The organism is Marinobacter sp. B-21 (assembly GCF_056857895.1).
The window spans coordinates 62785-88659 of the sequence record NZ_JBSXNZ010000077.1 but is presented as its reverse complement, the minus strand read 5'-3'; the positions used below and the strand labels follow the sequence as shown (position 1 = coordinate 88659).

Sequence of the window (25875 nt, the reverse complement as noted above, 5' to 3'; positions counted from 1 at the left end):
CATCTCAAACAGTGGAAGCGGGGCAGGACCATTTACCGGGAACTGCTGCGCCTTGGCGCGAGTCCCTGGGTTGCGGAATCAGTGGCGGCCCTGAGCCGTCGCTGGTGGCATAACAGTCGGTCTGCCATTCACAACGTGCTGACGATTGCCTACTTTGATCGGTTGGGCGTGCCGCGTCTCTCGTGATACCTCAACGTCTCGAACCGCCCGGTGCGGACCCGCTTGCCGGGTGGTGTGGGAGGGGCGGAGTCTAGTGGCTCCCCCCTATCCCGATTGGCTGGTCGCCAGGAAGGTGGCCCGTCTTGACCCAGATCACAGTTTCCTTATCCACGAACGGATGGTGTTGGCTCAGATGGGGGCTCCGGATCCAGGTTCCCTCAGGGTACCTGCCGTGCTCGTCGCAGAATTCCCCGGACAGTACGAAAATCTCTTCACCTCCGAAGTGTCTGTGGGGCTGGAAGACTTCGTTCGCCGGCCATTTCACCAGGGCAACATGCTCATGCTCGAACTCGTGCAGGGGCATAACCTGCAAGCCCCCAATGCCGGCGAGCCAGGGCGTATTGGTGGTGTCGATACGAACCGTTGACTGATCCCGTTCATCGAACTGATGCAGTTTCACCAGCAGGGTGCAACCTTCCTTGCTGAACGGGGCGTGGCCACTTCCCGGCGGGTTGCGCAGGTAAGTACCTGCCGGATAGTCGCCGGTTTCATCGGAAAATACGCCGTCGAGAACCAGAATTTCCTCGCCGAGTGGATGTTCGTGCCGCTTGAATGAGGCTCCGGGTTCATAACGAACAACGCTGGTTGCGTGCCCGCGCTCCGCTTCCTCTCTGGCAAGGGGTTTTCTGAGTACACCGCCTGCGGGGCTGGGAACCCATTCCTGTTCGGCAGTCCGAATTACGACCTTGCGGGTAAAATCCATGTTTAGCATCGGTAACCTCAAGAACTGCGTGGGATTTCGGGGGTGTGTTTACGTCGGCATCGCTGTGCTGGATGCATTTACTTGATCAGCGCCTGAATGTTCCTGAATTGCGGATGCCTGCAATGGCGCATCCATTCGAATGCCACCATTTCAAGGGTCACGACCCGTGCTCCGCTTTCGCTCAGGCGATCCAGGGCGACGTCACGGTCAAACTCGTTCCGGGAACCTGTCGCATCGGCCACCACCCAGACCTTGTAGCCGGCGTCGACAAGGCTGAGGGCGGTCTGCATCATGCAGACATGGGTCTCACAACCACCCACTACAATGTGTTGCCGGCCTTCGGGAAGGTGATCGACAAGCCCGTCGGGGCAGGCGTCAAAATGGTGTTTCGCCAGAGTTTGATGAGAAAGCTCCCGAACCGCCTCGACATTATGGCCCAGCTTGTCCGGAAGCTGTTCGGTGGCCAGTACCGGCACTTCCATCAGGCCAGCTATGGTTGCGAGTGTAATACATCGGTCAACCACCTCTTCACCGTGGCTTATGGCTGGCATGAGCTTTTCCTGTACGTCGATCAGCAGCAATGTCGATTGCTCAGCTTTCATCAGCATTGTTATTCTCCCCGTATCTTTATCGGATCTGGTCACCAAAGGTACCCGCCATGGCCCGCTGGTTCATTGTCGCCGGCATCATACTGATTGTTGTTGGGGCTATCCTCCATTTTACACCCGGCATTCTGAACTGGTTCGGAAAACTGCCCGGTGACATCAATATACGTTCGGAAAACAGCCGGGTGTTTATCCCGATTACGTCCATGATCATCATCAGCGTTGTGTTAACCATAGTCCTGAATCTGTTCAACCGGTAAACAGAAAAGCCGGCGATTCCCGAAATTTTTTGGCGATTTCTCCAAAGGGAGTTGCCAATCGCCCGTAAAACCATTAAAGTTTGCGCCCTCAAATGCGCGACGACATCGCTGATTTGAAACAGTTTATTGGAGAGGTGGCCGAGTGGCTGAAGGCGCACGCCTGGAAAGTGTGTATACGTTAATAGCGTATCGAGGGTTCGAATCCCTCCCTCTCCGCCAATACAATCCGCCAATACAAAACCCCGGCACCGTCGAGGTTTTTATACCTTCACTCAGACCGGCGCCAGACAAGCAGCCGGTTGTTGGCGGGCATGTCGAAATCCTGTTCCATCGTCAGGCCTGTGGCCTTACCCAGGCGCTGCAAATCCTCGATATCCCGTATACCCATGTGTGGAGCCTGCGCTCTGAGCGAGCTGTCGAACCGTTCGTTGCTGGGGCTGGTATGCTTGCCCGCATAACTGAACGGGCCATAGAGGCAGAAAGTACCGCCCATTGGTAATGCCTTGCCGATGCCCCGAAACATTGCCTCTACCTCCGGCCAGGCCATGATGTGAGCGGTATTGGCGGAGAAGGCGCCGCTGATGGCGGGTACCTGGGCCCAATCCCCGGCGAGGACATCAAGGGGTAGAGGCGGGCTGATATTGGGCAGCATTGCGTCGTCCAGCCACGGAATGCAAAGCTGGGTGTTGCGCGGGCGATCACTGGGCTGCCATGTCAGGTGCGGCAAATGCCCGGCAAAGTGCACCGCGTGCTGGCCGGTGCCTGTTCCGATTTCCAGAATCGTGCCCGGTTGTTTGAAAAGCCCGGAGAGTTTTTCAAGAATCGGTTGCCTGTTATTCTCACAAGCTTGGGAAAACGGTTTGTCCTTTGGCATGCCCCGACCTCTGAAAGGTGGTAGGTAGATAGTGGTGGTAACCCTGGCCCGGTGTATCGGTCACTGAAAGGCATCGATTAGCGAACGCTGAAATCAGTGAACGCTCCTGAGGGGGGCTGTTCCGTGATTTCGATGGCGTCTACCCGGGCATCCGGTGGCCCGCCTTTGCACCACTCATGAAGCTGATGCAACTGGCCTTCCGATCCTTCGGCAACCACTTCTACCTGGCCGGAGGGCAGGTTGCGGGCATAGCCGGTGAGGCCAAGTTCAGCGGCCCGTTTTTCGGTAGAGGCCCGGTAGTAGACGCCCTGTACCCGCCCGGAGATAAGAAGGTGCCAGCGTTTTTTATCCATCATTTGCCCCTTTAAATGCGTCGTGTCAGGCTTTGGTTCAATCTACCGGTTCCGGCAGGAAAACTTCAAGGAGTGTGTTCCCCATGGCCGATACCTACCTGAAACAGAACGCCACCGGCTATGCCAATGCGTTGATTTGCGAGGCAGAAGGTCTGGAGCGTCTTGCCAGCGCTCTTGGCGAGGCCGGGGTCACTGATATCGGTGTTCCGAAGGTTTACCGGGTAGATGAATCCGAACTGGAAATCACCGCCATCGAAGCCTTGGGGGCGTCGGATCGTGCCCGGCAAGCGCTTGGTGAAGGCCTGGCCCGACTGCACAGCCTTCCGCGGGATGCCTACGGCTGGAGCCACGACAACTACATCGGGTTGTCGCCGCAACCCAATCGCTGGTGCCGCAGCTGGGGCGAATTTTTTGTTCGGGACCGCCTTGGATATCAGGTTACCAGGGTGCGCGACGCCGCCCAGCGGACCCGTTTTCAGAAGGTGCTGGAGCAGCAGGGTGAAGTGCTCATGAAATGGCTCGACACCCATTGTGACCACCCGAGCCTGCTTCATGGCGACCTCTGGAGCGGAAACGTGCTGTTTGATGTGAAAATGCCCTGGCTGATTGATCCAGCTGTCTATTGCGGTGACCGTGAAGCCGATCTCGCCATGACGGAAATGTTCGGAGGTTTCGGGCGATCCTTCTACGCCGCCTACGATCGTCAATATCCCCGAACACCTGTGTATGGCGTGAAGCGTGAGGTCTACAACCTTTACCACTATCTGAATCACTACAATCTGTTCGGTGGCGGGTATCTCGGCGGCTGTCAGGCCGGGATTGCCGTTATTGAGTCTATTAGCCAGACGGGACACTAGATCAGCCCTGCGCTTCGCAATACGAACACACCCAGAGTCACGGTAATGCTGGCCATCAAGGTTGTCAGGGCGATTATATTGGCGGCCAGCCGGTCGTTTCCACCCAGAGCTTTTACCATCACAAAGCTGGCCGCGGCGGTGGGGCTGGCAAAGAACAGGAACATCAGTCCCAGTTCAGGACCGCGGAAGCCTGCCAGCCAGGCTGCGGCCGTACTCAGCGTGGGTAGCACGACCATCTTCATCAGGCTGGAGCTGAACGCCGTTTTACTGTCGTTCCGGATAGCACTGAGAGAGACTGTGGCCCCGATGCAGAGCAGCGCCAGCGGAAGGGTCAGGGATGCAAAATAGTCACCGCTGATCATTACCCAGCCCGGTAGCGTGATTTCCAGCGCGGCAAAGGGAATGGCGACAAACACGGCGATAATGAGCGGGTTACGAACAATATCGTGAAAGATCTTCCGCCAGTCTGTGGCCTGCCCGGGCTGATAGGCCACCAATACGATCACGGACAGGATGTTGTAGGAGATAATCACCAGCCCCAGCAGGATACCTCCGGCAGATAAGCCAAAATCGCCATACAGGTTGGCGGCGAGCGCGAGACCCACGATGCCGCAGTTGCCACGGAAGGCACCCTGCACATAAACCCCCCGATCTTCCCGGACAACGCGCCAGCGCGCCCAGAGCCAGGCTATTGCGAAACTTGCCAGGGTCGCGCCCAGGTAGAACACCAGAAGGCCGGGATTGAAGGCCGTATCCAGGTCCGCGCGGATGATGCTCAGAAACACGAGAGTCGGTAACGTTGCCTTGAAGACCAGGGCCGAGGCCGTGTTAACAAATGCGCCGTCAATCCAGCCGATGCGTCGCAGCCCAAGCCCAATAAAGACCATTATGAAAACCGGTAATGTGGTTTCCATGGTTTGCAGGAACAGGTCGATCAGGGTCATTACGGCTGGCCATTTCCGGGTTGTGTTGAGGATGAGGATTATAAGCGCTGCACTACCTAGCCTGCTACCGGAATGCCACCAAGGTTCCATTCATGAGTGGTTCCGAATTTAACAAATAGTTGACAAGATGACATAGTTTGGTGGCGTGAAAGCTGTATACTTCAGGCAACTCATCGCCGGATTTGCAGGGAAATTGTGCTCCACGGACAGGTTTCCGGCTAACTGTCATTTTGTTTCGCTGGAGCCGTCGCTTATCTTGAACCCCGACCACCTTCTTCAGGCCAGCCAGGCCTCTCAATCGTCTGCTGCCCCTCCTGTGCGGAATACGTCTCTCCTCAGCATTCAACCCTGTGGCTGCCTGTTGGTTCTGGATAAGGACCTTTCCCTGATTGTTCAATGCAGTGCGAACGCCCAGCAGTATTTGCGTGTGGCTGCTGATGAGCTGCTGGATCAGAAGCCTGAACAGGTGCTCGGTAAACGGATTACGGGGAAGGCGCGAAACGAATTGCGCACGGGCAGCCGGCTCAGTGGTCCGCTTTCAATCCAGAGAGATATTGACGGTCGCAAGACCCGGCTGCAGGTCAATGCCTTCCGGTCCGGTGATGCGGTCATCGTCGAGATCGAGCCCATTACACCGCTTGGCAACCGGCGCCTGATGGGAACGGTGAACCAGTGGCTGACCAGACTGGCCCGGGCCGAAACGCCGGGCGCTCTGATGGACATCCTGGTGGCCGGTGTGCGGGATATAACCCGTTTTGAGCGTGTCCTGGTGTTCCATTTCGATGACGAAGGCCATGGTGTCTGTCTTGCGGAGGATTTGGCCGAAGGTCTGTCCCCGGTTGTGGGGCAGCGCTTTGCCGCGAGTGACTATCCGGCGGAACAGCGGGAAAAGTTTGCGGCAAGGGAGGTTCGAAGCATTCCGGATTTGGGTGCGGATGCCGTTCCGGTTGTTTCCTCAGCAGCACTTTCAGAACACAGGATCCGGGACATTGATGCCAGTGGTACGGTGCTGCGGGCCCCGTCCCGACGTCAGCGAAGCTTTCTGGATGACTTCAATGCCAGGTCCCTTTTGTCTCTCGCCATCGTAGGTCAGACCGGCCTCTGGGGAATGGTGACCTGCATTTCCGCGACGCCAATGCCGCTGGCACCCACACTCAGGGATGCCGCCCGAACTCTGGTTACCATGGCGACTCAACGACTGTTCCTGCTCAAGGCGCGAATGGAATCCAGCTTTCTTTTGCAGGTGCAGGAGTCCAGGGACTTTCTGGTGGAGGATGTCAAAGCCGGGCTGTCGCCCACGGCAATGCTCGAAAAGTACGGCAACGAATGGCTCGTGTTTTTTCGCGCGGCCGGCCTGGCGTTCAGGACTAAAGGCGAGATATCCGGGTTCGGCGTGACTCCACCCCTGAAAACCATCGCAGAGTTTGCAAGAAGGCTCGAACAAAGCCACGGCCAGGGAGCCTGGGTGAGCAGCCGCCTCAGGAATGAACCGTTGGCAGCGGGCCTTGAGCTGAATGGTTGCTGTGGGATGCTCGCAGCACCCTTGCCGGGGGAAGATTCTGAAGGTTGGTTGATGTTTTTCCGCCCGGAGCATGACAGGACGTTTTACTGGGCTGGAAAACCGGATTCCGATGCTTTGGTCAGCGCCCCCGCCAGCGGGCAGGACCTGCACCGCACCTTCAGCGCCTGGCAGGAGGAGGTCCGGGGCACCAGCGATCCGTGGAAACCGATTGAGCGTCAGGCCGCGGTGGATCTTGGTGAGGATGTGGCCCTGCTGGCATCGGCCAGCGAAATTACCCGGCTGAACGAAATGCTCCGGGAGGAGCAGCAGGCGCTTGCCAGGGCAAATGAAAAACTCCGTGAAGCGGTCAGTCATGATTCCCTGACCGGTATCTGGAATCGGTACCGGACCGAACAGGAGCTGGACAAGGAACTGGCGAAAGCCCGCCGGCACAAACTTCCGTTTTGTGTCCTGTTGTTGGACGTTGATCACTTCAAACGAGTGAATGACACCTGGGGTCATGAGGCAGGAGACGAGTTGCTGGGGCACATTGCCTGCGAGGTAAACGGCGTGCTGAGGCAGGAAGACCATATTGGTCGGTGGGGCGGTGAGGAATTTGTGGTTGTGGCCACCGGCGCAGCCAGGGAAGACGGAGTGATTCTGGCGGAGCGTATCCGTAAGGCAGTTGCCGGTGTGCGCATAAGCAGGATGCCGGAAGGCGTAACCGCCAGCATCGGAGTCGCTACCTGGCGTCCCGAGGACAAGCGTAAGGAGCTGGTGGCCCGTGCCGACAGAGCCATGTATGCGGCAAAAACAGGCGGGCGCAACCGGATAGAGACAGATCAGGGCCTCTGAGGAGGCCCTGATGTTGCTTTAACCCTTCAACCCTTCAACTGATCACCGACCGGCAGGCGCCTTCCAACTGGGAGCGAATGCGCTCCGGGTTGGCCTGTTTGCCGCAGTCAAAGGCAATGTCTGCCCGGTGGATGGTGAGCTCACCCTGATCATCTACTTCCACCTCGAACACGATGGCCGTGTAGGAGACAAAGCTGTGATGAAAGGCCAGACCAAGCCCCCGACCGTCACCCAGGGATTTGCTCCAGCCCGCTTCGCCAGTAGCCCGCTCAATCACATTCCGCATCCTGCCGATATCGATCGGATAGAGGTCCGGGTCTTCACCGTAGTTCCAGCCATCGCCCACCGTCAGGTTATGGATCTCGCGGTCGGGGCCGAGCAAATCCAGCACGTAATCCCGGTGATCCCGGCCAGCGGCCACCGACAGCTCATGGGCAAAGCTCTGGATCGCCCAGGCATGAGGAAGGTTGTACACCGAGCGGAACCAGTGGCGCATGCTACGGGAACCGTCGGTATTCTGGTTGCCATATTTGCTGTGGTCACGTTCAGCCTGCCGGACCTTAACCCGGTCCCAGTCAGCGCCAAGCTCGTCGGCACCCACCATGACCAGGCTGGTTCGGATGCCCTGGCCCATCTCGGATCGATTATTCATGATGGTAACGGTGCCATCGGCATCAATGTGAATGAACACGTTGGGGTTATCCACCCAGCCTCCGGGCATGGCGCCAGCGCCGAATTGCGCTTTTTCGCTGGCCATGGGCATATCCCAGCGGGCAGCCAGAACCAGGGCAGAGCCGCCGGCCAATGTATCGTTTCGTTCACTGTAGCTATACGAGATAAGAAGGCAAACAGTGCAGCCTGAGTGAAAGGTAATGAAAACCCTTGCGTTCATGCATCAGGGCTAGGCTATAGTAGGCGCCGGAACCACGAGAACAAGAGGATAAGGATGGACGCCATTAATCCCACGCCCGAGCAGCTGCAGAAGGTACTGGCAGATACCCCCAAGGATCAGCCAGTGGTTATGTTGAACCTGCTGCGTTTTCGTGAGCGGGCCAGTTACAAGGAAGAGGCGCCGGAGCGGTCTGGCCGGGAGGCCTATAAGCTGTATATGGAGGAGGCCGCCGCCTGTGTGGAATCCGTGGGTGCCGAGGTTATCTGGTCTGGCCGGAGCCTCGGCCCGCTGATCGCGCCACCGGATGAGTCCTGGGACCAGATTCTTCTGGTTCGCTACCCCTCCATAGATGCCTTTATGGCCATGATCGAAAGCGCTGAGTACAAGGGTGTTGTCAGGCACCGTACCGCGGCACTGAAGGATTCCCGGCTGGTGGCGAGCGTTGAGGACGGAATCTTGCGCAGCAAATGCCACGCCCGGCGGCAGGCAGCCGAGCAGTGAAGGTGATTTTCTGACGCAACGATTGCAATAAAAGTGTCACAGATTCGGCATACCATCCGCGGCATAGCCCGCTGTTGGAGTTGTCATGTTCGGCACAGTAAGAACCCGGATTCTGTTTTTCGCGTTTCTCTCGGTCTTTGCCCTGGCAGGACTCGCCGCTCTGTCCTGGAGCATCATCCTGAAAGCGCAAGACGCTTCAGAAACCCTGAGTGCCTGGGCGGAAGATCACAGAGAGAACTTCGAGCGGGTTCAGGCCCTGATGGCCCGGATGAAGTTTCTTTCCGGCCAGCAAAACTTTCTGGTCGCCGGTTCCGTGTCTCCGGTTCTATTCATGCCCTGAATGAGTCCACTGGCAAGATCGAGCAGGTAATCGGCGTGATTGCGGAGATTGCCGAACAGACCAATCTGCTGGCCATCATTATCCTTACTATGGTGGCCCACAGGAGGTAGTATGACCGACAGCACCGAGCATCAGCCCCAGCAGGATCCCAGACAGGAAAAGTTCACCGTTGATACCGAGTTGTTAACGGAAGATCAGCTTCTGGGCCTGGTTGAAGAATATTGCACCCGGTATCACGGACTGAACGACACCGAAAACCCCATGGGTGAACGGAGCCGGGTGCTGGCTGCAGTTCGCCGGGGCGATCTGGTGGTCTGGTTTGACCCCGTAGAGAATACCGCGGGCCTGGGTGTGCCTGCATAGGCGGCATGTCTGTTATGGTATTTGGGGTTGCACCTACCCGGGGCCTGAACTAAACGTTACAATCGCGCTGTTTTCCCGAAAGCCGTGTGCGAGGTGAATTTTGATCAGGGTACTGGTTGTTGATGATCATGAGCTGGTGAGATCCGGTATTACCCGGATGCTGGCTGATAACCCGGACATTGAAGTCATCGGGCAGGCGTCCTCCGGAGAGGACGCGATCGATTTCGTGCGCCAGCAGCGGCCGGACATTGTCCTGATGGACATCCGTATGCCCGGCATCGGAGGCCTTGAGGCTACCCGCCGCATCCTTCGGATTGATGATTCCCTTCGCGTGATTGTCGTTACCGCCTGTGCGGACGACCCCTATCCGGCCCGAGTGATGCAAAGCGGCGCCACGGCCTACATAACCAAGGGTGCAGACATCAGGGAGATGGTTCGCGCCATTCGTATGGCCCATACGGGGCAGCGTTACATCAGCCCGGAAATCGCTCAGAAAATGGCGCTGAAACAGCTTGGCGGCGGCGACCGGGATGAAGACGGCGAGCTGTCGCTGTTTGACCGGCTTTCCGAGCGGGAAATGCAGATTGCGATGATGGTTGTGGGCTGCCAGAAAGTGCAGGACATTTCCGACAAGCTGTGCCTGAGCCCGAAAACGGTCAACAGCTATCGCTACCGGATTTTTGAGAAGCTGGAAATTTCCAGTGATGTGGAGTTGGCCCTGATGGCAGTGCGGCTTGGTTTGCTTGATGCCGACAAGGTCTGACCCTGAGAGTAACAACATCGGGGAGTTTGACAGCAAGAGCTTCCTGAAGCAGCTCACGGAGCGGCCCGGCGTCTACCGAATGTATGACGAGGGCGGCGCAGTGCTATACGTCGGCAAGGCCCGTAACCTGAAAAAGCGGGTCGGCAGCTACTTTCGCAAGACCGGCCTGGCGCCGAAAACCGAAGCGCTGGTTGCCAGGATTGCCTCAATCGAAGTCACGATTACCGGCAGTGAAACCGAGGCCCTGCTACTCGAGCAGAACCTGATCAAGTCGTTACGGCCGCCCTACAATATTCTTCTCCGGGACGATAAGTCCTATCCCTATATTTACCTGTCCTCCCACAGCGACTATCCCTCGCTGACGTTTCGCCGGGGGCGCACCAAGAAAGGCGGCGGCACCTGGTTTGGGCCGTTTCCAAGTTCCGGTGCGGTCAAGGAAAGTCTTAATATTCTGCAGAAGGTATTCCGCATAAGATCCTGTAGTGAAAGCTATTTCCGAAACCGGACGCGGCCTTGCCTGCAGTACCAGATCAACCGGTGTACCGCGCCCTGTGTTGGTTATGTGGCGCCGGAGGAATACCAGCAGGACATTCGCCACGCCACCATGTTCCTGGAAGGGAAGAACCCGGCCATCATCCATGATCTGATGAATGCCATGGAGGCTGCCTCGCAAAACCTGGAGTTCGAGAAGGCGGCGGCCTACCGGGATCAGATTAACCATCTGCGCCACGTTCAGGAACAGCAGTCGGTGGATGGCGAAGGCGGCGATGCCGATGTGGTCGCCATTGCCCAGGATGCCGGGGTTGTCTGTATTGTGGTCATCATTGTTCGTGGCGGCCGGGTGCTGGGTACCAAGGACTACTTTCCCCGATACTCCATCGAACAGACCGAAGGCGAGCTGCTCAGCGCCTTCCTCGGCCAGTATTATTTTGGTGGCAATACCCGCCGGGAGATTCCCCGGGACATCCTTGTGCCCGTTGAGGTTGAGGGTCAGGAGCTTCTCGCCCGGGCACTCACGGAGTCCGCTAACCGGGAGATCCGTATCCGGGGCAATGTGAGGGGAGAACGTCGCCGCTGGCTCGAACTGGCCATGACCAACGCCCGCCAGACATTGCTCACACACCTTGCCAGCAAGGAAACCGTGTACCGGCGGTTACTGGCCCTGCGGGACCTGCTTGAGCTCGCAGAAACCCCGTCGCGCATGGAGTGTTTCGACATCAGCCACAGCCACGGGGAAAATACCGTCGCATCCTGCGTGGTTTTCGATGAGAATGGCCCCCTGAAGACCGATTACCGCCTGTTCAATATCGAAGGCGTCACCGCCGGTGATGACTACGCCGCCATGCGCCAGGTGCTTTCCCGCCGCTACAAGCGAATGGTGGCCGGGGAGGGCAAGCGCCCGGATCTTGTCTTCATTGATGGTGGTAAAGGGCAATTGAACATTGCCCGGGAAGTGTTTGATGAGCTTGAAATTTCCGATATACCGCTGATCGGTGTCGCCAAGGGCGTGACCCGCCGGGCAGGCATGGAGCAGCTCATTGATGCGATGACCGGCGATGTCTTCCGGGTACCGGCAGACTCGCCGGCATTGCATCTGATTCAGCACATCCGGGACGAGTCCCACCGCTTTGCGATTACCGGGCACCGAGCGCGCCGGGACAAAAAACGGCGACAGTCTACACTGGAGGGTATCGAAGGTGTGGGGCCGAAAAAACGCCGCGACCTGATACGCTATTTCGGCGGAATACAAGAACTCCGCAAAGCGGGTGTTGATGAGATGGTCAAGGTGCCGGGCATCAGCAAATCACTGGCAGAAACCCTATACGCAGCTTTGCACGACGAGTAAGGACAGCATGAATCTACCTAATATCCTCACACTCTCACGCATCATCATGATCCCGGTGTTCGTGGTGATTTTTTACCTGCCGGTGGAGTGGAGCTACCTCGTGAGTGCCGCGATTTTCGGGCTGGCAGCGGCGACGGACTGGCTGGACGGATACCTGGCTCGAAAACTCGACCAGAGCACCCCGTTTGGTGCGTTTCTTGACCCGGTGGCTGATAAGCTGATGGTGGCCGTGGCCCTGGCAGTGCTTATCGAGGAACATTCCGCCATTCTGCTGACCATTCCGGCCACCGTCATTATTGGCCGGGAAATCGTCATTTCCGCCCTGCGCGAGTGGATGGCGGAAATTGGCAGCCGTGCCAGCGTTGCCGTTTCTTACATCGGCAAGATCAAGACAACGGCGCAGATGGCTGCCATTGTGGGGTTACTGGCGTTTCCGCCGGGGGTTTTCTGGTCCAACATCGCGCTGGCGCTGCTTTATATCGCAGCCACTCTTACCCTCTGGTCTATGGGGCTTTACCTCAAGGCTGCCTGGGCCGATCTCTTCCCGGGTGAGACGGAAGGTCGCACGCCGTAGCCCAGAGAATCACTCTGTCTGAGAGCGTATTGCCGGCGGCACCGAACGCTTCGATAATCTGCTCAATAGCAGGGCCGGGCGCCGGTTCAGCTATCCTGAAGTTGTTGCTGCACAGGCTGGCCCGGGAGCGGTTGTGGATCAGCTGCACGTGCAGCTCGATAACAATCCGGGGCGTGCTCTCAGGATTTTCGACGTGAAAGGCGGAAAGCTCGCTGATCAGGGTAAGCTCTGCCTCGGCGGGGCTGGTTTCACTGATCACGCTGGCAAACGCCTCGCTTTGTCTCAGGGTGCTGACCAAGGTGTCACGCACCACAACCGGCATCGTGTCGCGCCAGCGAACGCCTTCATAAGACCTGAACTCCCAGGGCGCAGGCTTGGCCAGGATCCTCGTACTGTTGAATGGTTTGGACGCATAGGGTGTATCAACGCGCAGCGATTCCGGGAAGCGTTGGTCTGCCTTGCTGATTGTTTCTGGTGCAGCCATGTCCATCACCCGGGGTGGCTCGGGGGTCGGAAACACTGTGCAGCCACCTGCAAGGCCGATGCCCAGGAGGAGGGCGAGGTTAACGATTGGCGCTACCTTCACTTGGAAAGCTCCTTCATGGTGTCGTTTCCGAACAGAGTCCCCGTCGGGTCCTCTTCCAGGCGTTGGGTAAACTGGTTCAGATTCCGAAGCGTCGCCCTCAGCTCCCTGAGTGCCGGTGCCAGTTCACCCATCCCCTGAAGCCCGGAATCCATGGCACCCCGGTTGTCGCGCGTCAGCTGATCAATTCTGGATATGGTGGTGTAAATGATGCCCAGCGTTTTGTCCATGGATTGCAGGACCCGTCGACCGTCCGTTTGCAGCAATTCGTTTGCGTTATCAGAGACCCTCGAAACCTTGATGGCGGCTTCCTCGGTGCGAGACCCGGCAGCATCCAACTGGTCGAGCAGGGCTGACAGCTGTTCGCGGCGGGCGAGAAGGGCGTCGGTTGCTTCACGTGTATTCCGCAGGATAGCCGTCAGGTTCTCGATGTTATCGCCAGAAAGGAGTTCTGTGGCGTTACTGAGCAAGAGGTCCGCCTTGGCCAAAAGCTGATGGCCGTTGGCGAGCAAGCTGTTAAATGTAGAGGGCTCAGCGACGATCAGCGGAGGATTGTCGCGGTTTCCCTTTAGTGCTGGCCGATCCGGGCTGCCACCACTGAACTGAACACTCATGCTGCCGGTAATGTTTGCCAGCACGAGCCCTGCCTTGGTGTTGTCACGAATGGGTACGGACTGATCAACCCGAACGAGCACCCGGACACGACCAGGGTTTTCAGAGTCGAGGGTCAGCGCCATCACGTCACCCACCTGCACGCCGCTGTAAAGAACCGGATTGCCTTCAGCCAGGCCGCTGACGGCGTGGTCAAAGACAATTTCGTAGTAAGCCCATTCCCGGTCAGCAGATGATTTTGCCAGCCACAGGGAAAAAATCAGGGCTGCCCCGAACGCGATGATGGTGAACAGGCCAATGATCAGGTGATGGGCCCTGGGCTCCATGGTTACTACTCCTGATTCCGTATCTGCGAATGATCCATAAAGGCGTAACTGGCTGCGCGGCCGCGGGGGCCGTTAAAATAGTCCTGAATCCACTCATCCTCCATGGTGGCAACCGTCTCCAGGGTATCAGCTACCAGCACGCGGCGCTGTGACAGTACCGCAACCCTGTCACAGGTTGAATACAGAGTATCGAGGTCATGGGTGACCAGGAACACCGTCAGCCCAAGGGCATCCCGTAGCGTCACAATGAGGCGGTCGAAGGCGGCGGCGCCGATGGGATCCAGCCCGGCGGTGGGCTCGTCCAGAAACAGGATTTCAGGATCCAGGGCCAGCGCTCTTGCCAGGCTCGCCCGTTTGATCATGCCACCGGAGAGTTCAGACGGGTATTTCACGGCGGCCTCCGGTGATAGTCCGGTAAGCGCCAGTTTCATTCGTGCCAGCTTTTCCGCCTCCGGCCTTTTCAGGCCGGCGTGTTCAATCAGGGGTACCGCGATATTCTCCTGCAGGTTCAGGGAGGTGAACAGGGCGCCCCCCTGGAACAGGACACCAAATCGTTGCTCGATCCTTGAGCGGGCCATCGCCGGGAGTTGTGTAAGGTCCTGGTCAAATACCCGAATGTGGCCGGAGGCGGGCGTAATAAGCCCGACAATACTTCGCAGGAGCACGGTTTTACCGGTTCCCGAGCCACCAACCACGCCCAGGATCTCGCCTCCGAGGAGGTCCAGTTCCAGGTTTTCATGGACAATATGGTCACCAAACCGGTTGCACAGTTCGCGCACTTCGATTACTGGCTCCGTAGCGGCTTTGGTTTCCTGGGTTGCACTCATAAACACCATGATTACCAGCCCATTTCCATAAAGAATAGCGCAGCAATGGAGTCCAGCAGAATGACCATGAAAATGGACTGGACGACACTGGCGGTTGTGTGTTCCCCAACGGATTGCGCGCTGCCTGCAACCTTGAACCCCTCAAGGCAGCCGATAACCGCTATCAGAAAGGCAAAAACCGGAGCTTTAACCAGACCCACCAGGAAATGCTTCAGTGCAATATCGCGCTCAACAATGGCCATGAACTGGGTGGGCGAGATATCCAGCACCAGGGCACACACCACGGCCCCGCCAACCATCCCCGAGATCATCCCGACAAAGGTAAGAATCGGCAGGCTGACCATCATGGCCATTACCCGGGGCAGTACCAGTAGTTCAATGGGATTGAGCCCCAGGGTGCGGATGGCATCCAGCTCTTCATTAACCTTCATGGCGCCTATGTGTGCGGTAAAAGCGCTGGCGGTACGGCCGGCCAGAAGGATGGCAGCGAGGAGCACACCGAACTCCCGGAGGAATGAAAATGCCACCAGGTTGACGGTGTAAATCGTAGCGCCGAAGCCGTCCAGTACCGTGGCTCCGAGGAAGGCCACAACAGCACCGACCAGAAATGTCAGTAATGCCACAATGGGCAGTGCGTTCAGGCCAGTGTCATGAACGGCCGCTACAAACGCCGTCATTCGCCAGCGCCTTGGTCTGGGCAGGTTCCAGGCCAGAGTGGCCAGGGTCTGGCCGATAAAACCCACGAGAATCCACAGCAGCCGGAAGATGCTTTCCACCTTCTGACCGGTTCCGGTGATAAAGCTCCAGAGCAGGGAGGGTGCCGCACGGCCCGGTGCGGGCTGGTCTTTCATCGCTTCGCAGACGGCCGCAATCAGGGCGGATTTCTCGCGGGGTAACTCTCCGGGGGCCGACGCCGCTTCCAGTAAGCGGTCCGGCCCGACCAGCGAGGCCAGTTGTGATGCACCGGCGGTATCAATCCGGTCCAACCGGGAGAGGTCAACCGGTAATCCGCTCATCTCCTGTATAGACACAGAAGACGCCACCGATGTCAGCGCCCGGTAATGGCTCAGCAACCAGTCCCCGGTGACCCTGAGGGTACCGGCTTCAACGGTCACGGAGCCCGGGCCGGAGAAAGGTCTTTGTGGATCGGTCTGCTCGGAAGAAACGGGACTGGGCACGTTCTGTCGAATCCATAAGTGATGTTGCTGGCCAGTCACTAGCTTAGAGAGTGCAGTGGATCTCCGCCAGTGCGGAATCTGCTTCATCGCATCGTGTGTTCGCGATTGGCCAAACTTTACCCACAAACTCCAATAAAACAAAACCTTGATAAAAAACTATTGACGCCTGAACGGTAATCCGTAGAATACGCAGCCGTTGACGAGGCAATGCCTCATAGCGACGAGCGGGAATAGCTCAGTTGGTAGAGCACAACCTTGCCAAGGTTGGGGTCGCGAGTTCGAATCTCGTTTCCCGCTCCAATTTCAAGTCTCTCAATGCCCACCTGAGAGCACAAAGATCCGATTTCTTCGATCTTTTCCGGCGCGGTGGCAGAGTGGTTATGCAGCGGACTGCAACTCCGTGTACGCCGGTTCGATTCCGACCCGCGCCTCCATTTTTACCCTTTAAAATCAACAAATTACTCCGCTCGCAGTTAGTTGATTTTCTCACCCAAAAAATATCCAAATTAAACCCAAAGTATTTTTACGGGTTTAGGTCGCATGCCCGGTCGGTAACCAGCGATGAATTCCAATTGGTGCGGCGTTTCCCGGTTTGAGGTGACGATACCTGAGCATGGCTCTTCGACGGTACTTGTCATAAGCCTTGCCAATAATCCGGGGTATCTGCTCGTCTCGAGTTTTTTGGGGCCATCCTCGGTGAGCAGCAGGTATGCAGTGCGTTGGGTCCGCATCGGCACCAAGGACTGCCTCTACGGTGTCGTCATGTTCAAACAGCTGAGACAAGAATTTAAGAATATTCAACGCGTGGCGGGGTGTCCCCCCGTTATTTTCAAGATAATGTTCATCAAGCAGTTCACTCAGATAACATTTAGTGATCTTTATGGCTGTGTTGATTCGAATGGCCTCGCGAGCAGCCTTGTCAGGCCCGTAACCCAGTGTGGCGAAATTATGAATCCTGCTTGCCAGACAAAGTGGGGGTGAGAGAAAGCGCACAGTTTCGCCACCAATCACAAATCCATCCCAGAATGCCTCAATATGTTTCTGAGACACTCCCTGTACGCTCTCCATGAAATCAATCTTGTATGGTTCATCTTCCTCTGGCAGATTGAGAAGGACGATGGCGCTTTGTGGCGTGTTGTCACCGAACTTCGGGTAGGTGGCCTTGCCTACCCAGCGCTCGGCGCAAGCTTCGATAGCTTGTTTGTCCCTGGCATAAAGGTCCAGGTCCATGCTGGCAATAGCGATTGCTTCATCTTCGCTGAACTCGAGGGGGCTTGGTCGTGTCTGGGCATATTTCATGGACCAAAACATAAGTGCTTGGCCGCCCACGACAAAGACTAGATCCCGTGCGCTGTCTGGAATTCGGCAAAGCAGGTCATTTATAAGAGAATATTGTTCTACAACGGAACGCTGTTGGTCTTGGATGACCTGAAACGATGGTGGGAGTGTTTGGTCGGGGGGAGGATTAGCCTCTGACACGAGCTCTTACAGGCGCAGCGGCAGCACCTCTAAGTAAGGCAGACATAGCTCTGCCATAAGCAGGATCTTTATAGTCACGCATGCGGGCAGATTCTTTTTCCGCCTCACGACGGCCAAAGAGATTGTCAGATTTTAGGACAGCATGCTGCGACATAAGGCTAACCAAGTCCGCTAAATAGTGATAAAATTGTGCGCATATTTTGACCGTTTGTCAAACTGATACCTGAATCAGTGACTCCGCTCGTCAATATACCCGCCAGATCACCATCTGCGCCAACATGAGCGAGAACTTGGTGAAATTCCGGTTTTTGATGTCGAGGAAGGGCAGAACGGGACGGCCATTCGCCCGAGTCTGGTCAGTTTGTGATCAATGGGCGGTATTCAGGCAATAGCCAATCGCCCCGGTACGCGGTTCCGGGTGTTGTCAGGGTAACGGTTACGGCGGTTGTTGAGCTGGTTTATCCGGAGGACGCAAGACCTCGATATAGGTCGCGGTAAACGGCAAAGCCCGGACAGTGTCGGCCAAATCGCAGGATCCATTGCCGGCCGCTGTACAACGCCATGAGTTGCTGGTCGCTGACGGCCTCGGCCGGCAAGGACGTGATCCAGCCTTCCAGGCTGACGTCCGGTTCCAGATACAACTGGCCACTGGCGTCGCTGGTGCGAACGGTGACTTTGACGATGCGACGCAGGCCGGGTTCGTCCGGAAGATCTTCTGACAGAACCGCTTCCATCTTGCCGTCGCGCTCCAGTGTCCAGGCTTTCTGAGCCTGGGCCTTGTCTGCCCAGGCCAGGGGGTCTTGCTTGCGAGGGTTCCACTTGATCAGGAAGTCGACCTGTTCCTGCTCGCGCAGGAAGTCGCGGTTGTCTCGGGCATCGTGGGCACTGTCCAGGCGCAACAGGATGGGCTTGTCCGTGAGAGCCCGGGCCCGAGGTAAAACCCGTTTGAGGGTGTCGAGAAATCCGTTGTTGGCATGCTGGCTGCCGGGGCGCAGCTCACACCCCAGGCACCAGCCTTCCTGACCCAGGTAGGCCGCCATGGGCGCATAGCCGTCATAGCCTTTATAGGTGTAGCTGACCCCTTCTTTGTGCGTCTGGCTGTTGTCCATGGGGAAGACGTCCATATCCAGGGCGACATGCCCCATCTCTAATGGCGAGACCGGGACCTCGACAGACTGCAGAAACTCAACGCTGGCATCATCCAGCAAGGGCACTAACGCCTTGGCATCTTCATCAAATCGCTGCCGCAAACGGGCTGACGATGGCGACTGTTTGATGCCCAGGGCGGATTTGAAGAACGGATCTGTTCGTACCGGCTCGGCCGCTTCGAAGTCACTCTTGCCCAGTGTGATCAGGCCAAGGTAGGTCCGGATCAGTTCAATGTTCGGGATGCCGTGCCGTTTGACGACTGTACGGGCGGTTTTAGTGAGCGATGTATGCCGGTTCAGGCAGTGCCCCACCAGGGCCAGTCCGCCGTGGGGCGTATAGACTTCGGTTCTGGATTGCTGGAGAGTGAAGGTACGCATAAGCCAAATGCACTGACTGGGTGAATGGATGTCAGGTGCTATTATATCGCTCAAGGCCCTGTTATTGCAGGCTTTGGGTGCAGTTCCGGCTGAATGAAGTCACGGATTCAGGTCAAGGTTTGCGCGATAACGCAGAATTTCACTCCAAAAACCGTTCCCTGCGGTCGCTCTGCCGGTGAGCGTACCTCGCGAATCCTTCCCCACAGTAAAAGCGGCTTTAGCCCCGGTCATACAACCGTAGGAAAAATGACACATTGGTTTCACTTTGCTCCGTTATTTTTGAGCAAATTGGCAGGAACAGAATCGATGATGTCCGCTATTAGCCTTTACGCCCTCGCGGCAGCTGTAAGCTTTTATCTTATCTACAAAGCCCAGATAAGATTGCAACTTTCACGGGCAAAACATGCCTCCCTTCGTGGGCACAGCAACTGGTCCCGGCGCATTGCGCGACTGATTCCTTTTTTCAGCTACGATGAAACCGGGTTTTTTGCCTGCGACGGTGCGCCTTTGCCCGTGGTTCAGCAGCGCCGCAATGCCCTTCAGCAGCTACAGGCCCGCACAGAACGGCAATGCGCCAAAACACTCGAGCACTGTCGCTCCATCCAAAGATGAGGTGTCCTTTCACATGTCCGGTACCGAGGCGGTTATGCAGGCAGTCAGACTGGCCCGCTATCACACTGGCAAAACCCATCTGGTTCGTTTTTGCGGTGCCTACCACGGCTGGTGGGACGGTGTTCACGCCGATATGGTGACTTACGGCAAAACCCTGGGCGGCGGCCTGCCCATTGGCGTTTTGGCGGGCACCCACCGGCTGATGCAGCGCTTCAAAGACGATCAGCCGATCAACGTGTCGTTCGCTTGCGGCACCTTCAACTCCCACCCCTATGTTATGGGCGCGATGAGTTCGTTTCTGAATCGCATCCGCCAAGCGGAAATACAGCAGCAGTACCGGGACTCCGAAGGTCTCTGCAATCGCCGTGTGGCTCAGTTCAATCACCGCTTGCGCAGTGAAAGGCTTCCGTTACAGATCACCAACCTGCATTCCATCCTTTCAGTGCTCTACACCCAACCCAGCCGCTACAACTGGATGTTCCAGTTCTATCTGAGAGAGGCCGGGCTGGAGCTGAGTTGGACCGCTACCGGTCGGCTGATCATGAGTTACAGCTTCAGTGATGCCGAGTTCGAGGACGTTATAGAGCGGTTTGTGAACGCCGCGCACCAGATGCAGGACGGCGGCTGGTGGTGGCAGAGCCCAGCGCTGACCAACAAGGCAATCAAGCGCCAGTTCCTGGCCGACATGCTGACCGCCCGCTTTCCGGCGCTGGCTGGCCGGATCCACGGCCCGCTGATCGCTGCCGGGCGCCAGAAAATAGCCGGTTGGGCACCCGATCAGGATCAATACTCCAGCAAGGTGGGTTGAGTATGGCAGTTCAACAGCACGGCAACGGCGACTCCGGTTTCCGTCGGGACCTGAGAGCCGAATTCGACGGCTTCATGACACAGCAGGCACAGCGGTTTGATCCGGATAACTGCCTGCGCATCGACTTTCATTGTCACGATCATAATAGCGATGTACCGGATGAACTGTGGGGCCGGATTCTGCGGCTGCCGGAAACCTGGCTGAAAACCAAAAAACTGGTAAAGGTTCTGGAACAGAACGGCAGCTCCGTGGTTACGGTCACCAATCATAATAACGCCCGATCCTGCTGGGAGCTTCAGGAGAAGGGCATGGATGTTCTTGTGGGCTGCGAATTCACCTGCTTTTTTCCTGAATATGACCTGTTCCTTCATGTGCTTACCTACGGCTTCACTCGGGAACAGGAAAAGGTCCTCAACCAGAAGCGCCAGAACATCTACGATTTCCTGCGCTACGCCGCCCGCTACGATATTCCAGTGATTCTTCCGCATCCGCTCTATCTCTATAGCCGCAATGATCACATTGACCTGTGCCTGTTCGAAAAGCTGGCGGTGATGTTCTGGCGCTTCGAAGTGCTGAATGGCCAGCGGGATCTGTGGCAGAGCGTACTGACCCTGAACTGGGTCCGGAGCCTGACGCCGGAACGCATGCGCGAGTATGGCCGTAAGCACAACCTGGACCCAACAGAATTCGGTATAGACCCTGATCAGCCGAAAGTCGTTACTGGCGGCTCTGACGACCACACCGGAATCTTCGCCGGGCTTTGCGGCTCGCAGCTTTACGTGCCGGATCTGCAAAGGCGCCTGAAAACCGAAGCGGCCTCAGATCTTGCCCTGGAAGCACTGCGTCATGGTCAGGTTGCGCCCTTCGGCACGGTCGGCGAGAACCAGAAACTCAATATTGCACTGCTGGACTACTTTTCGCAGGCAGCCACCAAGCTCAAAGACCCAGGACTTCTTCGCATTCTGCTTCATCGGGGATCAACCTGGGACAAGATGGGCTGTTTTGTGGTCGCCAACCTGTTTCTGGAAATGCAAAAGCATAAGAAAACTATGAAGTTTTTCTCGTTCATTCACGACGCGCTTCAGGGCAAGAAACCCAATCGCTTTCTTAAATGGCACGCCGCTAAAGACTATAAATTTTGCATTGCCCAGCTGGAGAAGATCGCCGATAGCAAACGCAATCATCCCGAGGCGTTCGTGGATACCGTCAACGACAGCATTGGTGATCTGTTCAACCATCTGAACCAGCTGATCGCCAAGCGAATTCGCAAGGCAGTAGACAAGAATCAGGGTGCCGGCCTGAAGGACTTTTCTACCGAAGAGCTGACCCGAAAGCTGGAAATACCCAGCCAGCTTACAGCGCTGCTCCTGGGTGACGGCAAGCGCCAGGACAACATGAGTAACGTTAACCTGGCCGAAGCGCTGGACAGCCTGTCCTTTCCGGTGCTGATCAGTACCATACTGGCGGGGTCAACCCTGGCATCAACCCGTGTGCTGTATCAGAATCGCGAGCTGATCAACCGATTTGCCCGGCAGCTCGGAGAAAACGAGCATTCGCGACGGGCACTGTATTTGACCGATACCCTGCTGGACAAGAACGGAGTATCCGCCTCGCTCAGCGGCAAGCTCATGGAAATCAAACGCACCAACTTGCCCATTGATTTTCTGATCTGCCATCCCGAAGCGGAATCCGAACCCCACCTTCATGTCGTTCAGCCCATTGCCGACATCGACCTGCACCCCTTTGGAGAACAGACCCTGCAGGTGCCAGACGTGATGGAAATTGCCCGAATCTTCTATGAAGGCGGCTATGACCGCATCGTCTGTTCCACGGAAGGGCCGATGGCACTGGTCGCCCTGTTCCTGCAAAAGATGTTCAACGTACCCAGCTACTTTTTCATGCATACGGACTGGATCGATTTCATCACTCACACCACCCACCTGAACCAACATGAAAGAGACCGGGTCCGCCGCATGATGCGGGCGTTATACAGTCAGTTTGACGGCGTATTCGTGCTTAACCGTGAGCACAGGGATTGGTTGACCGGGTATGAGATGCAGCTGCCGGCAGAAAAGGTGTTGCTCACGGCCCACCATACGTCCCCGAGAGACCTCAAAATTCAGCCGGCGCGCAAGTCGGACCTGATTCCCGGCGCCATCGACACAACCCCGGTGCTGTTTATTGCCTGTCGACTGAGCCGTGAAAAGGGCATCTTTGATCTGCCAGAGATTGTGAGAGACGCGCGCCGGTCGGTTCCGGAGCTCAAAATCGTGATTGCCGGGTCGGGGCCGGCCAGTGCAGAGCTGAAAAAGGCTATGCCCGATGCCGTTTTTGTGGGCTGGCAGAGCCGGGAACAACTGGCATCGCTGTATCTGGGGCTGGATCTGTTCGTGTTTCCGTCACGTTTTGACACCTTCGACAACGTGCTGCTGCAGGCACTGACCCATGGCATGCCCGCTGTGGCCTACAACTGCAAAGGGCCCAAAGACATCATTGAGGACGGGCAGAGCGGTTATCTGGTTGACGATATCGAAGCCATGGCAGAGGCAATCGCGGGTTTTTTCAGCAAACCCGAAAGTCATTCTGGCTTGGCCGAAAATGCCCGCAAACGCGCCGCGCGGTTCCAGGCAGAGCCCATCATGCGCCAGTTTCTTGCGGATCTGGGGCTGGAATACCCGGAACAGGCTTATGCTGAAGCCACGGTGGCCTGATGAAGCGATTCACTAAGGCAACATCCCGGTTAACTCCTGGCGAGCAGCTCAACTTCCTGCTGACTAACCGGCTTCCAAGACGCTGGTTGACGTTGTTTATGGGCAGGTTCAGCCGGATACAAAGCCCAAGGCTAACAGCGCTCTCGATCTCTGTCTGGCAAAGGTTCGCTGACGATCTCCGGTTACAGGACGCCAGGACCCCTCACTTTCGCAGTTTGCAGGAGCGTTTTACGCGCCAGCTCAAGCCCGGTCTGCGCCCGACAGATGCCCGGCCGGACATTGTCACCAGTCCCTGTGATGCCATCGTCGGAGCCTGCGGGCGTATTGCCGGTAACCAGCTATTCCAGGCCAAGGGCTTTCCTTACACCTTGGAAGAACTGATTCCGGATGCTGATCTCGCATCGAAGTACCGCAACGGCCACTTTGTCACCCTGCGCCTCAAATCCAGCATGTATCACCGATTTCATGCGCCAGTGGACTGCCGGGTTCACCGGGTTAGCTACGTCTCCGGAGACACCTGGAACGTCAATCCCGTTGCCCTGAAACAGGTCGAGAAGCTGTTCTGCAATAATGAAAGGGCGGTGGTTGAACTGGAATCGGGCCACCCCGCTTTCAGCCTGACCTTGGTGCCGGTGGCGGCCATTCTGGTGGCCAGCATGAAGTTCCATTCAGTGCCTGCGTTTGCTCAGTGCCAGTTGTTTTCTCGTCAGCTATGTTCTGGTGTTTTTCCATCCGGCTGCTCCTTCCATGACATAAAGATTTACCAGAAGGCGCCTTACTACCTTCTCAAAGGTGAGATGTACGACAACATGGACGATTGGTACGACGACAGGTCACTCCGCAATGAACTGTAGATCGGCGAGGCAGATCCATGACTAAACTGAGCGACCTCACGCACATCAAGGCGATTCCGGAACAGCAGAGCCTGCGTGATGCACAACAGCGGCGTCTGTTGCGACGAAAGTTACCGGAGCTGATTGAACTGGAGCGTATCCTCGCTGAGTCACCGGCGCAGTTTTCCGCGCAGGTGAGCACGAACATTCCGGTGGGTTCGCTTGAGCTGCCAATTTACCGGGTCGATGTGGGCGATGCTCCGGCGGACCGACCAGCGCTGTTGCTACTGGGCGGCGTGCACGGGCTAGAGCGCATCGGCACCCAGGTGGTTCTGGCATGGTTGCGCAACCTGGCCAACAGGCTGCGCTGGGACGAACATTTGTCTGAACTACTGCGGCAAGTACGTCTGGTGGTTGTGCCCATACTCAATCCCGGCGGTATGTTTCTCAACCGGCGCAGCAACCCCGCCGGTGTCGATCTCATGCGCAATGCACCCATTTCTGCCCAAAGGCAGAGCACGTTCCTGGTGGGCGGGCAGCGCATATCGCCGGTGCTTCCATGGTACAGAGGCAAATCTGATCAAGGGATGGAGCCGGAGAATCTGGCCTTGCAGAGCATCATCGAAGAGGTATTGCCGGGACGGCCATTCAGCGTGTCGCTGGATTGCCACTCGGGCTTTGGCTGGCGTGATCAGATCTGGTTTCCGTACGCTTACCGACGCCGGCCAATGCGTAATATCTCCTCCGTTATGGCGCTGAAGCTGCTTTGGGAGCAAGCCTATCCTCACCACGACTATCAGTTCGAGCCGCAATCAGAGCACTATGTTACCCATGGCGACCTGTGGGACTACTTTTACAAACGCCATAATCGTGAGGCAAGCTCGCCCTGGCTGCCGCTTACCCTGGAAATGGGGTCCTGGCGCTGGGTGCGCAAGCGCCCCCGTCAGCTATTTAGCCGAGAGGGACTGTTTAACCCGCTGCCGACTCATCGCCATCAACGTGTCCTGCGCAGCCATCTGATCTTGTTGGATTTTCTGCTCAACGCCAGCGCGAATTACGGTAACTGGTTACCCACCAAGTCAGAAGACGAGTGGTTGAGGGCGGCTGCCAGAATGCATTGGTACAGCAAGGGCGAGAATCTGTAATGGACTGGTTGTTACTTCGGGGGCTGGCAAGGGAAAGTGCACATTGGGGCGACTGGCCGGCGCAGCTTCGAATGGCCCGTCCGGAGGACCGCTTTCATACCTTGGATCTACCCGGGACCGGGCTTGCCCGGCATTTACGTTCACCCACCTGTATTGCCGGGATGCGCCGGTTCGCCGAGCAGGCGACTCAGCCATTGCCGCGCCCGTTAGGGCTGATCGGGCTGTCTCTGGGCGGTATGGTGGCACTGGACTGGGCCCTCCATCGGCCTCAAGACTGCGCGAGCCTCATATTGATTTCCTCAAGTTCCGGGCTGAGCGCTCCCTGGCTGCGACTGCGCCCCGCTCAATGGGCGCACGTAGCGCGCATGCTGACGCAGGCCGACCGTGATAGGCGGGAACAGTCTATTCTCGCCCTCACGAGCAACCGGCCTGTTAATACCGCGGTTACTGAACAATGGCAGTCGATTCAGCGGGAGCGTCCGGTGCGGCGGACCGATGTGATTCGCCAGCTTTACGCGGCCTCCCGCTATAAGGCGCCGCATCAGGTGCCGCTGATGCCGACCCTCATGCTGGCCAGCTATGGTGATCGGCTGACGGACTGGCGTTGCAGTCGGGATCTGGCCGAGTCTCTTGAGTGCCCACTGGAAGTGCATCCCGTCGCTGGCCATGACTTGCCACTGGACGATCCCGAGTGGCTGATTGCCCAGCTCAATAGCTACTTCCCAGTCGATCAACGCTTCCAGGCCGCTACCGGCTGAGCTGTCATCGATTCGTCGCAAACTCTT

General features: G+C 57.1%; 26 protein-coding genes, 3 tRNA genes and 3 pseudogenes. 19 read left to right on the top strand and 13 right to left on the bottom strand.

Features of this window, described 5'->3' with window-relative positions:
• Positions 1-186 (top strand): annotated as a pseudogene (locus tag AC13C0_RS12365) (group II intron reverse transcriptase/maturase); the annotation flags it as partial.
• A 64-nt stretch (positions 187-250) separates the two neighbouring features.
• On the opposite strand, the gene AC13C0_RS12360 reads toward AC13C0_RS12365, so the two are convergent.
• The gene (locus AC13C0_RS12360; protein WP_117616978.1) at positions 251-931 is read right to left on the bottom strand and encodes a cupin domain-containing protein; all 681 of its coding nucleotides are present in this window, start codon (positions 929-931) and stop codon (positions 251-253) included.
• Between the two features lie 68 nt (positions 932-999).
• Positions 1000-1530 (bottom strand): isochorismatase family protein, encoded by a 531-nt coding sequence (locus tag AC13C0_RS12355; protein ID WP_117616979.1) that lies wholly within the window; start codon positions 1528-1530, stop codon positions 1000-1002.
• A gap of 50 nt (positions 1531-1580) precedes the next feature.
• Between AC13C0_RS12355 and AC13C0_RS12350 the strand changes: the two genes are divergently transcribed.
• Positions 1581-1787, top strand: coding sequence for a DUF2905 domain-containing protein (locus tag AC13C0_RS12350; RefSeq protein WP_117616980.1), 207 nt, complete (start codon positions 1581-1583; stop codon positions 1785-1787).
• Between the two features lie 128 nt (positions 1788-1915).
• Positions 1916-2006, top strand: a tRNA-Ser gene (locus tag AC13C0_RS12345).
• 49 nt (positions 2007-2055) lie between these two features.
• Here the strand turns inward: AC13C0_RS12345 and AC13C0_RS12340 are convergent.
• Positions 2056-2661 (bottom strand): DUF938 domain-containing protein, encoded by a 606-nt coding sequence (locus tag AC13C0_RS12340; protein ID WP_117616981.1) that lies wholly within the window; start codon positions 2659-2661, stop codon positions 2056-2058.
• 77 nt (positions 2662-2738) lie between these two features.
• Positions 2739-3014, bottom strand: a complete 276-nt coding sequence (yccX, locus tag AC13C0_RS12335; RefSeq protein WP_117616982.1) for an acylphosphatase — start codon at positions 3012-3014, stop codon at positions 2739-2741.
• Positions 3015-3097: 83 nt separating this feature from the next.
• Between yccX and AC13C0_RS12330 the strand changes: the two genes are divergently transcribed.
• Entirely contained in the window at positions 3098-3871 is a 774-nt protein-coding gene (locus tag AC13C0_RS12330) for a fructosamine kinase family protein (RefSeq protein ID WP_341581893.1), read from the top strand.
• On the opposite strand, the gene AC13C0_RS12325 is transcribed toward AC13C0_RS12330, so the two are convergent.
• On the bottom strand, positions 3868-4815 hold the full coding sequence (locus tag AC13C0_RS12325; RefSeq protein ID WP_341581894.1) for an AEC family transporter: 948 nt from the start codon (positions 4813-4815) through the stop codon (positions 3868-3870). The genes AC13C0_RS12330 and AC13C0_RS12325 overlap by 4 nt on opposite strands.
• Before the next feature lie 145 nt (positions 4816-4960).
• On the opposite strand from AC13C0_RS12325, the gene AC13C0_RS12320 reads away from it, so the two are divergent.
• Positions 4961-7171, top strand: coding sequence for a diguanylate cyclase (locus tag AC13C0_RS12320; protein WP_482954465.1), 2211 nt, complete (start codon positions 4961-4963; stop codon positions 7169-7171).
• A gap of 52 nt (positions 7172-7223) precedes the next feature.
• Here the strand turns inward: AC13C0_RS12320 and AC13C0_RS12315 are convergent.
• Positions 7224-7658: pseudogene (locus AC13C0_RS12315) on the bottom strand (molybdopterin cofactor-binding domain-containing protein); the annotation flags it as partial.
• A gap of 15 nt (positions 7659-7673) precedes the next feature.
• Positions 7674-7892: pseudogene (locus AC13C0_RS12310) on the bottom strand (molybdopterin cofactor-binding domain-containing protein); the annotation flags it as partial.
• 225 nt (positions 7893-8117) lie between these two features.
• Between AC13C0_RS12310 and AC13C0_RS12305 the strand changes: the two are divergent.
• The 6 genes from AC13C0_RS12305 to pgsA all read left to right on the top strand — a co-directional run bounded on the left by AC13C0_RS12305 (position 8118) and on the right by pgsA (position 12450).
• On the top strand, positions 8118-8564 hold the full coding sequence (locus AC13C0_RS12305) for a DUF1330 domain-containing protein (protein WP_117616987.1): 447 nt from the start codon (positions 8118-8120) through the stop codon (positions 8562-8564).
• An 85-nt stretch (positions 8565-8649) separates the two neighbouring features.
• Positions 8650-8904: a hypothetical protein gene (locus AC13C0_RS12300; RefSeq protein WP_205422247.1), complete on the top strand. Its 255-nt coding sequence runs from the start codon at positions 8650-8652 to the stop codon at positions 8902-8904.
• 111 nt (positions 8905-9015) lie between these two features.
• The gene (locus AC13C0_RS12295) at positions 9016-9267 is read left to right on the top strand and encodes a hypothetical protein (RefSeq protein WP_117616988.1); all 252 of its coding nucleotides are present in this window, start codon (positions 9016-9018) and stop codon (positions 9265-9267) included.
• Between the two features lie 100 nt (positions 9268-9367).
• The gene (gene uvrY / locus AC13C0_RS12290) at positions 9368-10030 is read left to right on the top strand and encodes a UvrY/SirA/GacA family response regulator transcription factor (protein WP_117616989.1); all 663 of its coding nucleotides are present in this window, start codon (positions 9368-9370) and stop codon (positions 10028-10030) included.
• Positions 10014-11876, top strand: coding sequence for an excinuclease ABC subunit UvrC (gene uvrC / locus AC13C0_RS12285; RefSeq protein WP_117616990.1), 1863 nt, complete (start codon positions 10014-10016; stop codon positions 11874-11876). Before uvrY ends, uvrC begins: the two co-directional genes overlap by 17 nt.
• Positions 11877-11883: 7 nt before the next feature.
• Complete coding sequence (gene pgsA, locus AC13C0_RS12280; protein ID WP_482954464.1) at positions 11884-12450, top strand: CDP-diacylglycerol--glycerol-3-phosphate 3-phosphatidyltransferase; 567 nt, start codon at positions 11884-11886, stop codon at positions 12448-12450.
• Here pgsA and AC13C0_RS12275 read toward each other — a convergent pair.
• The 4 genes from AC13C0_RS12275 to AC13C0_RS12260 are packed head-to-tail and all read right to left on the bottom strand — an operon-like array spanning position 12395 to position 15976.
• A complete protein-coding gene (locus AC13C0_RS12275; protein ID WP_482954463.1) occupies positions 12395-13036 on the bottom strand; it encodes an ABC-type transport auxiliary lipoprotein family protein in 642 nt (213 codons plus the stop codon). The genes pgsA and AC13C0_RS12275 overlap by 56 nt on opposite strands.
• Positions 13033-13971, bottom strand: a complete 939-nt coding sequence (locus AC13C0_RS12270; protein WP_482954462.1) for an MlaD family protein — start codon at positions 13969-13971, stop codon at positions 13033-13035. Before AC13C0_RS12270 ends, AC13C0_RS12275 begins: the two co-directional genes overlap by 4 nt.
• A gap of 5 nt (positions 13972-13976) precedes the next feature.
• Positions 13977-14798 (bottom strand): ABC transporter ATP-binding protein, encoded by an 822-nt coding sequence (locus tag AC13C0_RS12265; RefSeq protein WP_482954461.1) that lies wholly within the window; start codon positions 14796-14798, stop codon positions 13977-13979.
• A gap of 11 nt (positions 14799-14809) precedes the next feature.
• Entirely contained in the window at positions 14810-15976 is a 1167-nt protein-coding gene (locus AC13C0_RS12260) for an MlaE family ABC transporter permease (protein ID WP_482954460.1), read from the bottom strand.
• A gap of 224 nt (positions 15977-16200) precedes the next feature.
• Here AC13C0_RS12260 and AC13C0_RS12255 point away from each other — a divergent pair.
• A tRNA-Gly gene (locus AC13C0_RS12255) sits at positions 16201-16276 on the top strand.
• A 60-nt stretch (positions 16277-16336) separates the two neighbouring features.
• Positions 16337-16410, top strand: a tRNA-Cys gene (locus AC13C0_RS12250).
• A 97-nt stretch (positions 16411-16507) separates the two neighbouring features.
• On the opposite strand, the gene AC13C0_RS12245 is transcribed toward AC13C0_RS12250, so the two are convergent.
• Positions 16508-17275: a hypothetical protein gene (locus AC13C0_RS12245; RefSeq protein WP_482954459.1), complete on the bottom strand. Its 768-nt coding sequence runs from the start codon at positions 17273-17275 to the stop codon at positions 16508-16510.
• Positions 17276-17913: 638 nt separating this feature from the next.
• The gene (locus AC13C0_RS12240) at positions 17914-18981 is read right to left on the bottom strand and encodes an IS1380 family transposase (protein ID WP_482954458.1); all 1068 of its coding nucleotides are present in this window, start codon (positions 18979-18981) and stop codon (positions 17914-17916) included.
• Between the two features lie 93 nt (positions 18982-19074).
• Between AC13C0_RS12240 and AC13C0_RS12235 the strand changes: the two genes are divergently transcribed.
• The 6 genes from AC13C0_RS12235 to AC13C0_RS12210 are packed head-to-tail and all read left to right on the top strand — an operon-like array spanning position 19075 to position 25848.
• Positions 19075-19593, top strand: coding sequence for a hypothetical protein (locus AC13C0_RS12235; protein WP_482954457.1), 519 nt, complete (start codon positions 19075-19077; stop codon positions 19591-19593).
• Between the two features lie 13 nt (positions 19594-19606).
• Positions 19607-20401: an aminotransferase class III-fold pyridoxal phosphate-dependent enzyme gene (locus AC13C0_RS12230; RefSeq protein WP_482954456.1), complete on the top strand. Its 795-nt coding sequence runs from the start codon at positions 19607-19609 to the stop codon at positions 20399-20401.
• A 2-nt stretch (positions 20402-20403) separates the two neighbouring features.
• Entirely contained in the window at positions 20404-23112 is a 2709-nt protein-coding gene (locus tag AC13C0_RS12225) for a glycosyltransferase (RefSeq protein ID WP_482954455.1), read from the top strand.
• The gene (gene asd / locus AC13C0_RS12220) at positions 23112-23966 is read left to right on the top strand and encodes an archaetidylserine decarboxylase (RefSeq protein WP_482954454.1); all 855 of its coding nucleotides are present in this window, start codon (positions 23112-23114) and stop codon (positions 23964-23966) included. Before AC13C0_RS12225 ends, asd begins: the two co-directional genes overlap by 1 nt.
• Positions 23967-23983: 17 nt before the next feature.
• A complete protein-coding gene (locus AC13C0_RS12215; RefSeq protein WP_482954453.1) occupies positions 23984-25090 on the top strand; it encodes a M14 family zinc carboxypeptidase in 1107 nt (368 codons plus the stop codon).
• Positions 25090-25848, top strand: a complete 759-nt coding sequence (locus tag AC13C0_RS12210; RefSeq protein ID WP_482954452.1) for an alpha/beta fold hydrolase — start codon at positions 25090-25092, stop codon at positions 25846-25848. The genes AC13C0_RS12215 and AC13C0_RS12210 overlap by 1 nt, the downstream gene beginning before the upstream one ends.
• The last annotated feature ends 27 nt before the right edge of the window (positions 25849-25875 follow it).

Coding starts and splice junctions, on each gene's coding strand:
- AC13C0_RS12360 (WP_117616978.1), bottom strand. CDS start 931: ATGCTAAACATGGATTTTACCCGCAAGGTCGTAATTCGGACTGCCGAA.
- AC13C0_RS12355 (WP_117616979.1), bottom strand. CDS start 1,530: ATGCTGATGAAAGCTGAGCAATCGACATTGCTGCTGATCGACGTACAG.
- AC13C0_RS12350 (WP_117616980.1), top strand. CDS start 1,581: ATGGCCCGCTGGTTCATTGTCGCCGGCATCATACTGATTGTTGTTGGG.
- AC13C0_RS12340 (WP_117616981.1), bottom strand. CDS start 2,661: ATGCCAAAGGACAAACCGTTTTCCCAAGCTTGTGAGAATAACAGGCAA.
- yccX (WP_117616982.1), bottom strand. CDS start 3,014: ATGGATAAAAAACGCTGGCACCTTCTTATCTCCGGGCGGGTACAGGGC.
- AC13C0_RS12330 (WP_341581893.1), top strand. CDS start 3,098: ATGGCCGATACCTACCTGAAACAGAACGCCACCGGCTATGCCAATGCG.
- AC13C0_RS12325 (WP_341581894.1), bottom strand. CDS start 4,815: ATGACCCTGATCGACCTGTTCCTGCAAACCATGGAAACCACATTACCG.
- AC13C0_RS12305 (WP_117616987.1), top strand. CDS start 8,118: ATGGACGCCATTAATCCCACGCCCGAGCAGCTGCAGAAGGTACTGGCA.
- AC13C0_RS12300 (WP_205422247.1), top strand. CDS start 8,650: ATGTTCGGCACAGTAAGAACCCGGATTCTGTTTTTCGCGTTTCTCTCG.
- AC13C0_RS12295 (WP_117616988.1), top strand. CDS start 9,016: ATGACCGACAGCACCGAGCATCAGCCCCAGCAGGATCCCAGACAGGAA.
- uvrC (WP_117616990.1), top strand. CDS start 10,014: ATGCCGACAAGGTCTGACCCTGAGAGTAACAACATCGGGGAGTTTGAC.
- pgsA (WP_482954464.1), top strand. CDS start 11,884: ATGAATCTACCTAATATCCTCACACTCTCACGCATCATCATGATCCCG.
- AC13C0_RS12270 (WP_482954462.1), bottom strand. CDS start 13,971: ATGGAGCCCAGGGCCCATCACCTGATCATTGGCCTGTTCACCATCATC.
- AC13C0_RS12265 (WP_482954461.1), bottom strand. CDS start 14,798: ATGAGTGCAACCCAGGAAACCAAAGCCGCTACGGAGCCAGTAATCGAA.
- AC13C0_RS12245 (WP_482954459.1), bottom strand. CDS start 17,275: ATGAAATATGCCCAGACACGACCAAGCCCCCTCGAGTTCAGCGAAGAT.
- AC13C0_RS12240 (WP_482954458.1), bottom strand. CDS start 18,981: ATGCGTACCTTCACTCTCCAGCAATCCAGAACCGAAGTCTATACGCCC.
- AC13C0_RS12235 (WP_482954457.1), top strand. CDS start 19,075: ATGAAGTCACGGATTCAGGTCAAGGTTTGCGCGATAACGCAGAATTTC.
- AC13C0_RS12230 (WP_482954456.1), top strand. CDS start 19,607: ATGTCCGGTACCGAGGCGGTTATGCAGGCAGTCAGACTGGCCCGCTAT.
- AC13C0_RS12225 (WP_482954455.1), top strand. CDS start 20,404: ATGGCAGTTCAACAGCACGGCAACGGCGACTCCGGTTTCCGTCGGGAC.
- asd (WP_482954454.1), top strand. CDS start 23,112: ATGAAGCGATTCACTAAGGCAACATCCCGGTTAACTCCTGGCGAGCAG.
- AC13C0_RS12215 (WP_482954453.1), top strand. CDS start 23,984: ATGACTAAACTGAGCGACCTCACGCACATCAAGGCGATTCCGGAACAG.
- AC13C0_RS12210 (WP_482954452.1), top strand. CDS start 25,090: ATGGACTGGTTGTTACTTCGGGGGCTGGCAAGGGAAAGTGCACATTGG.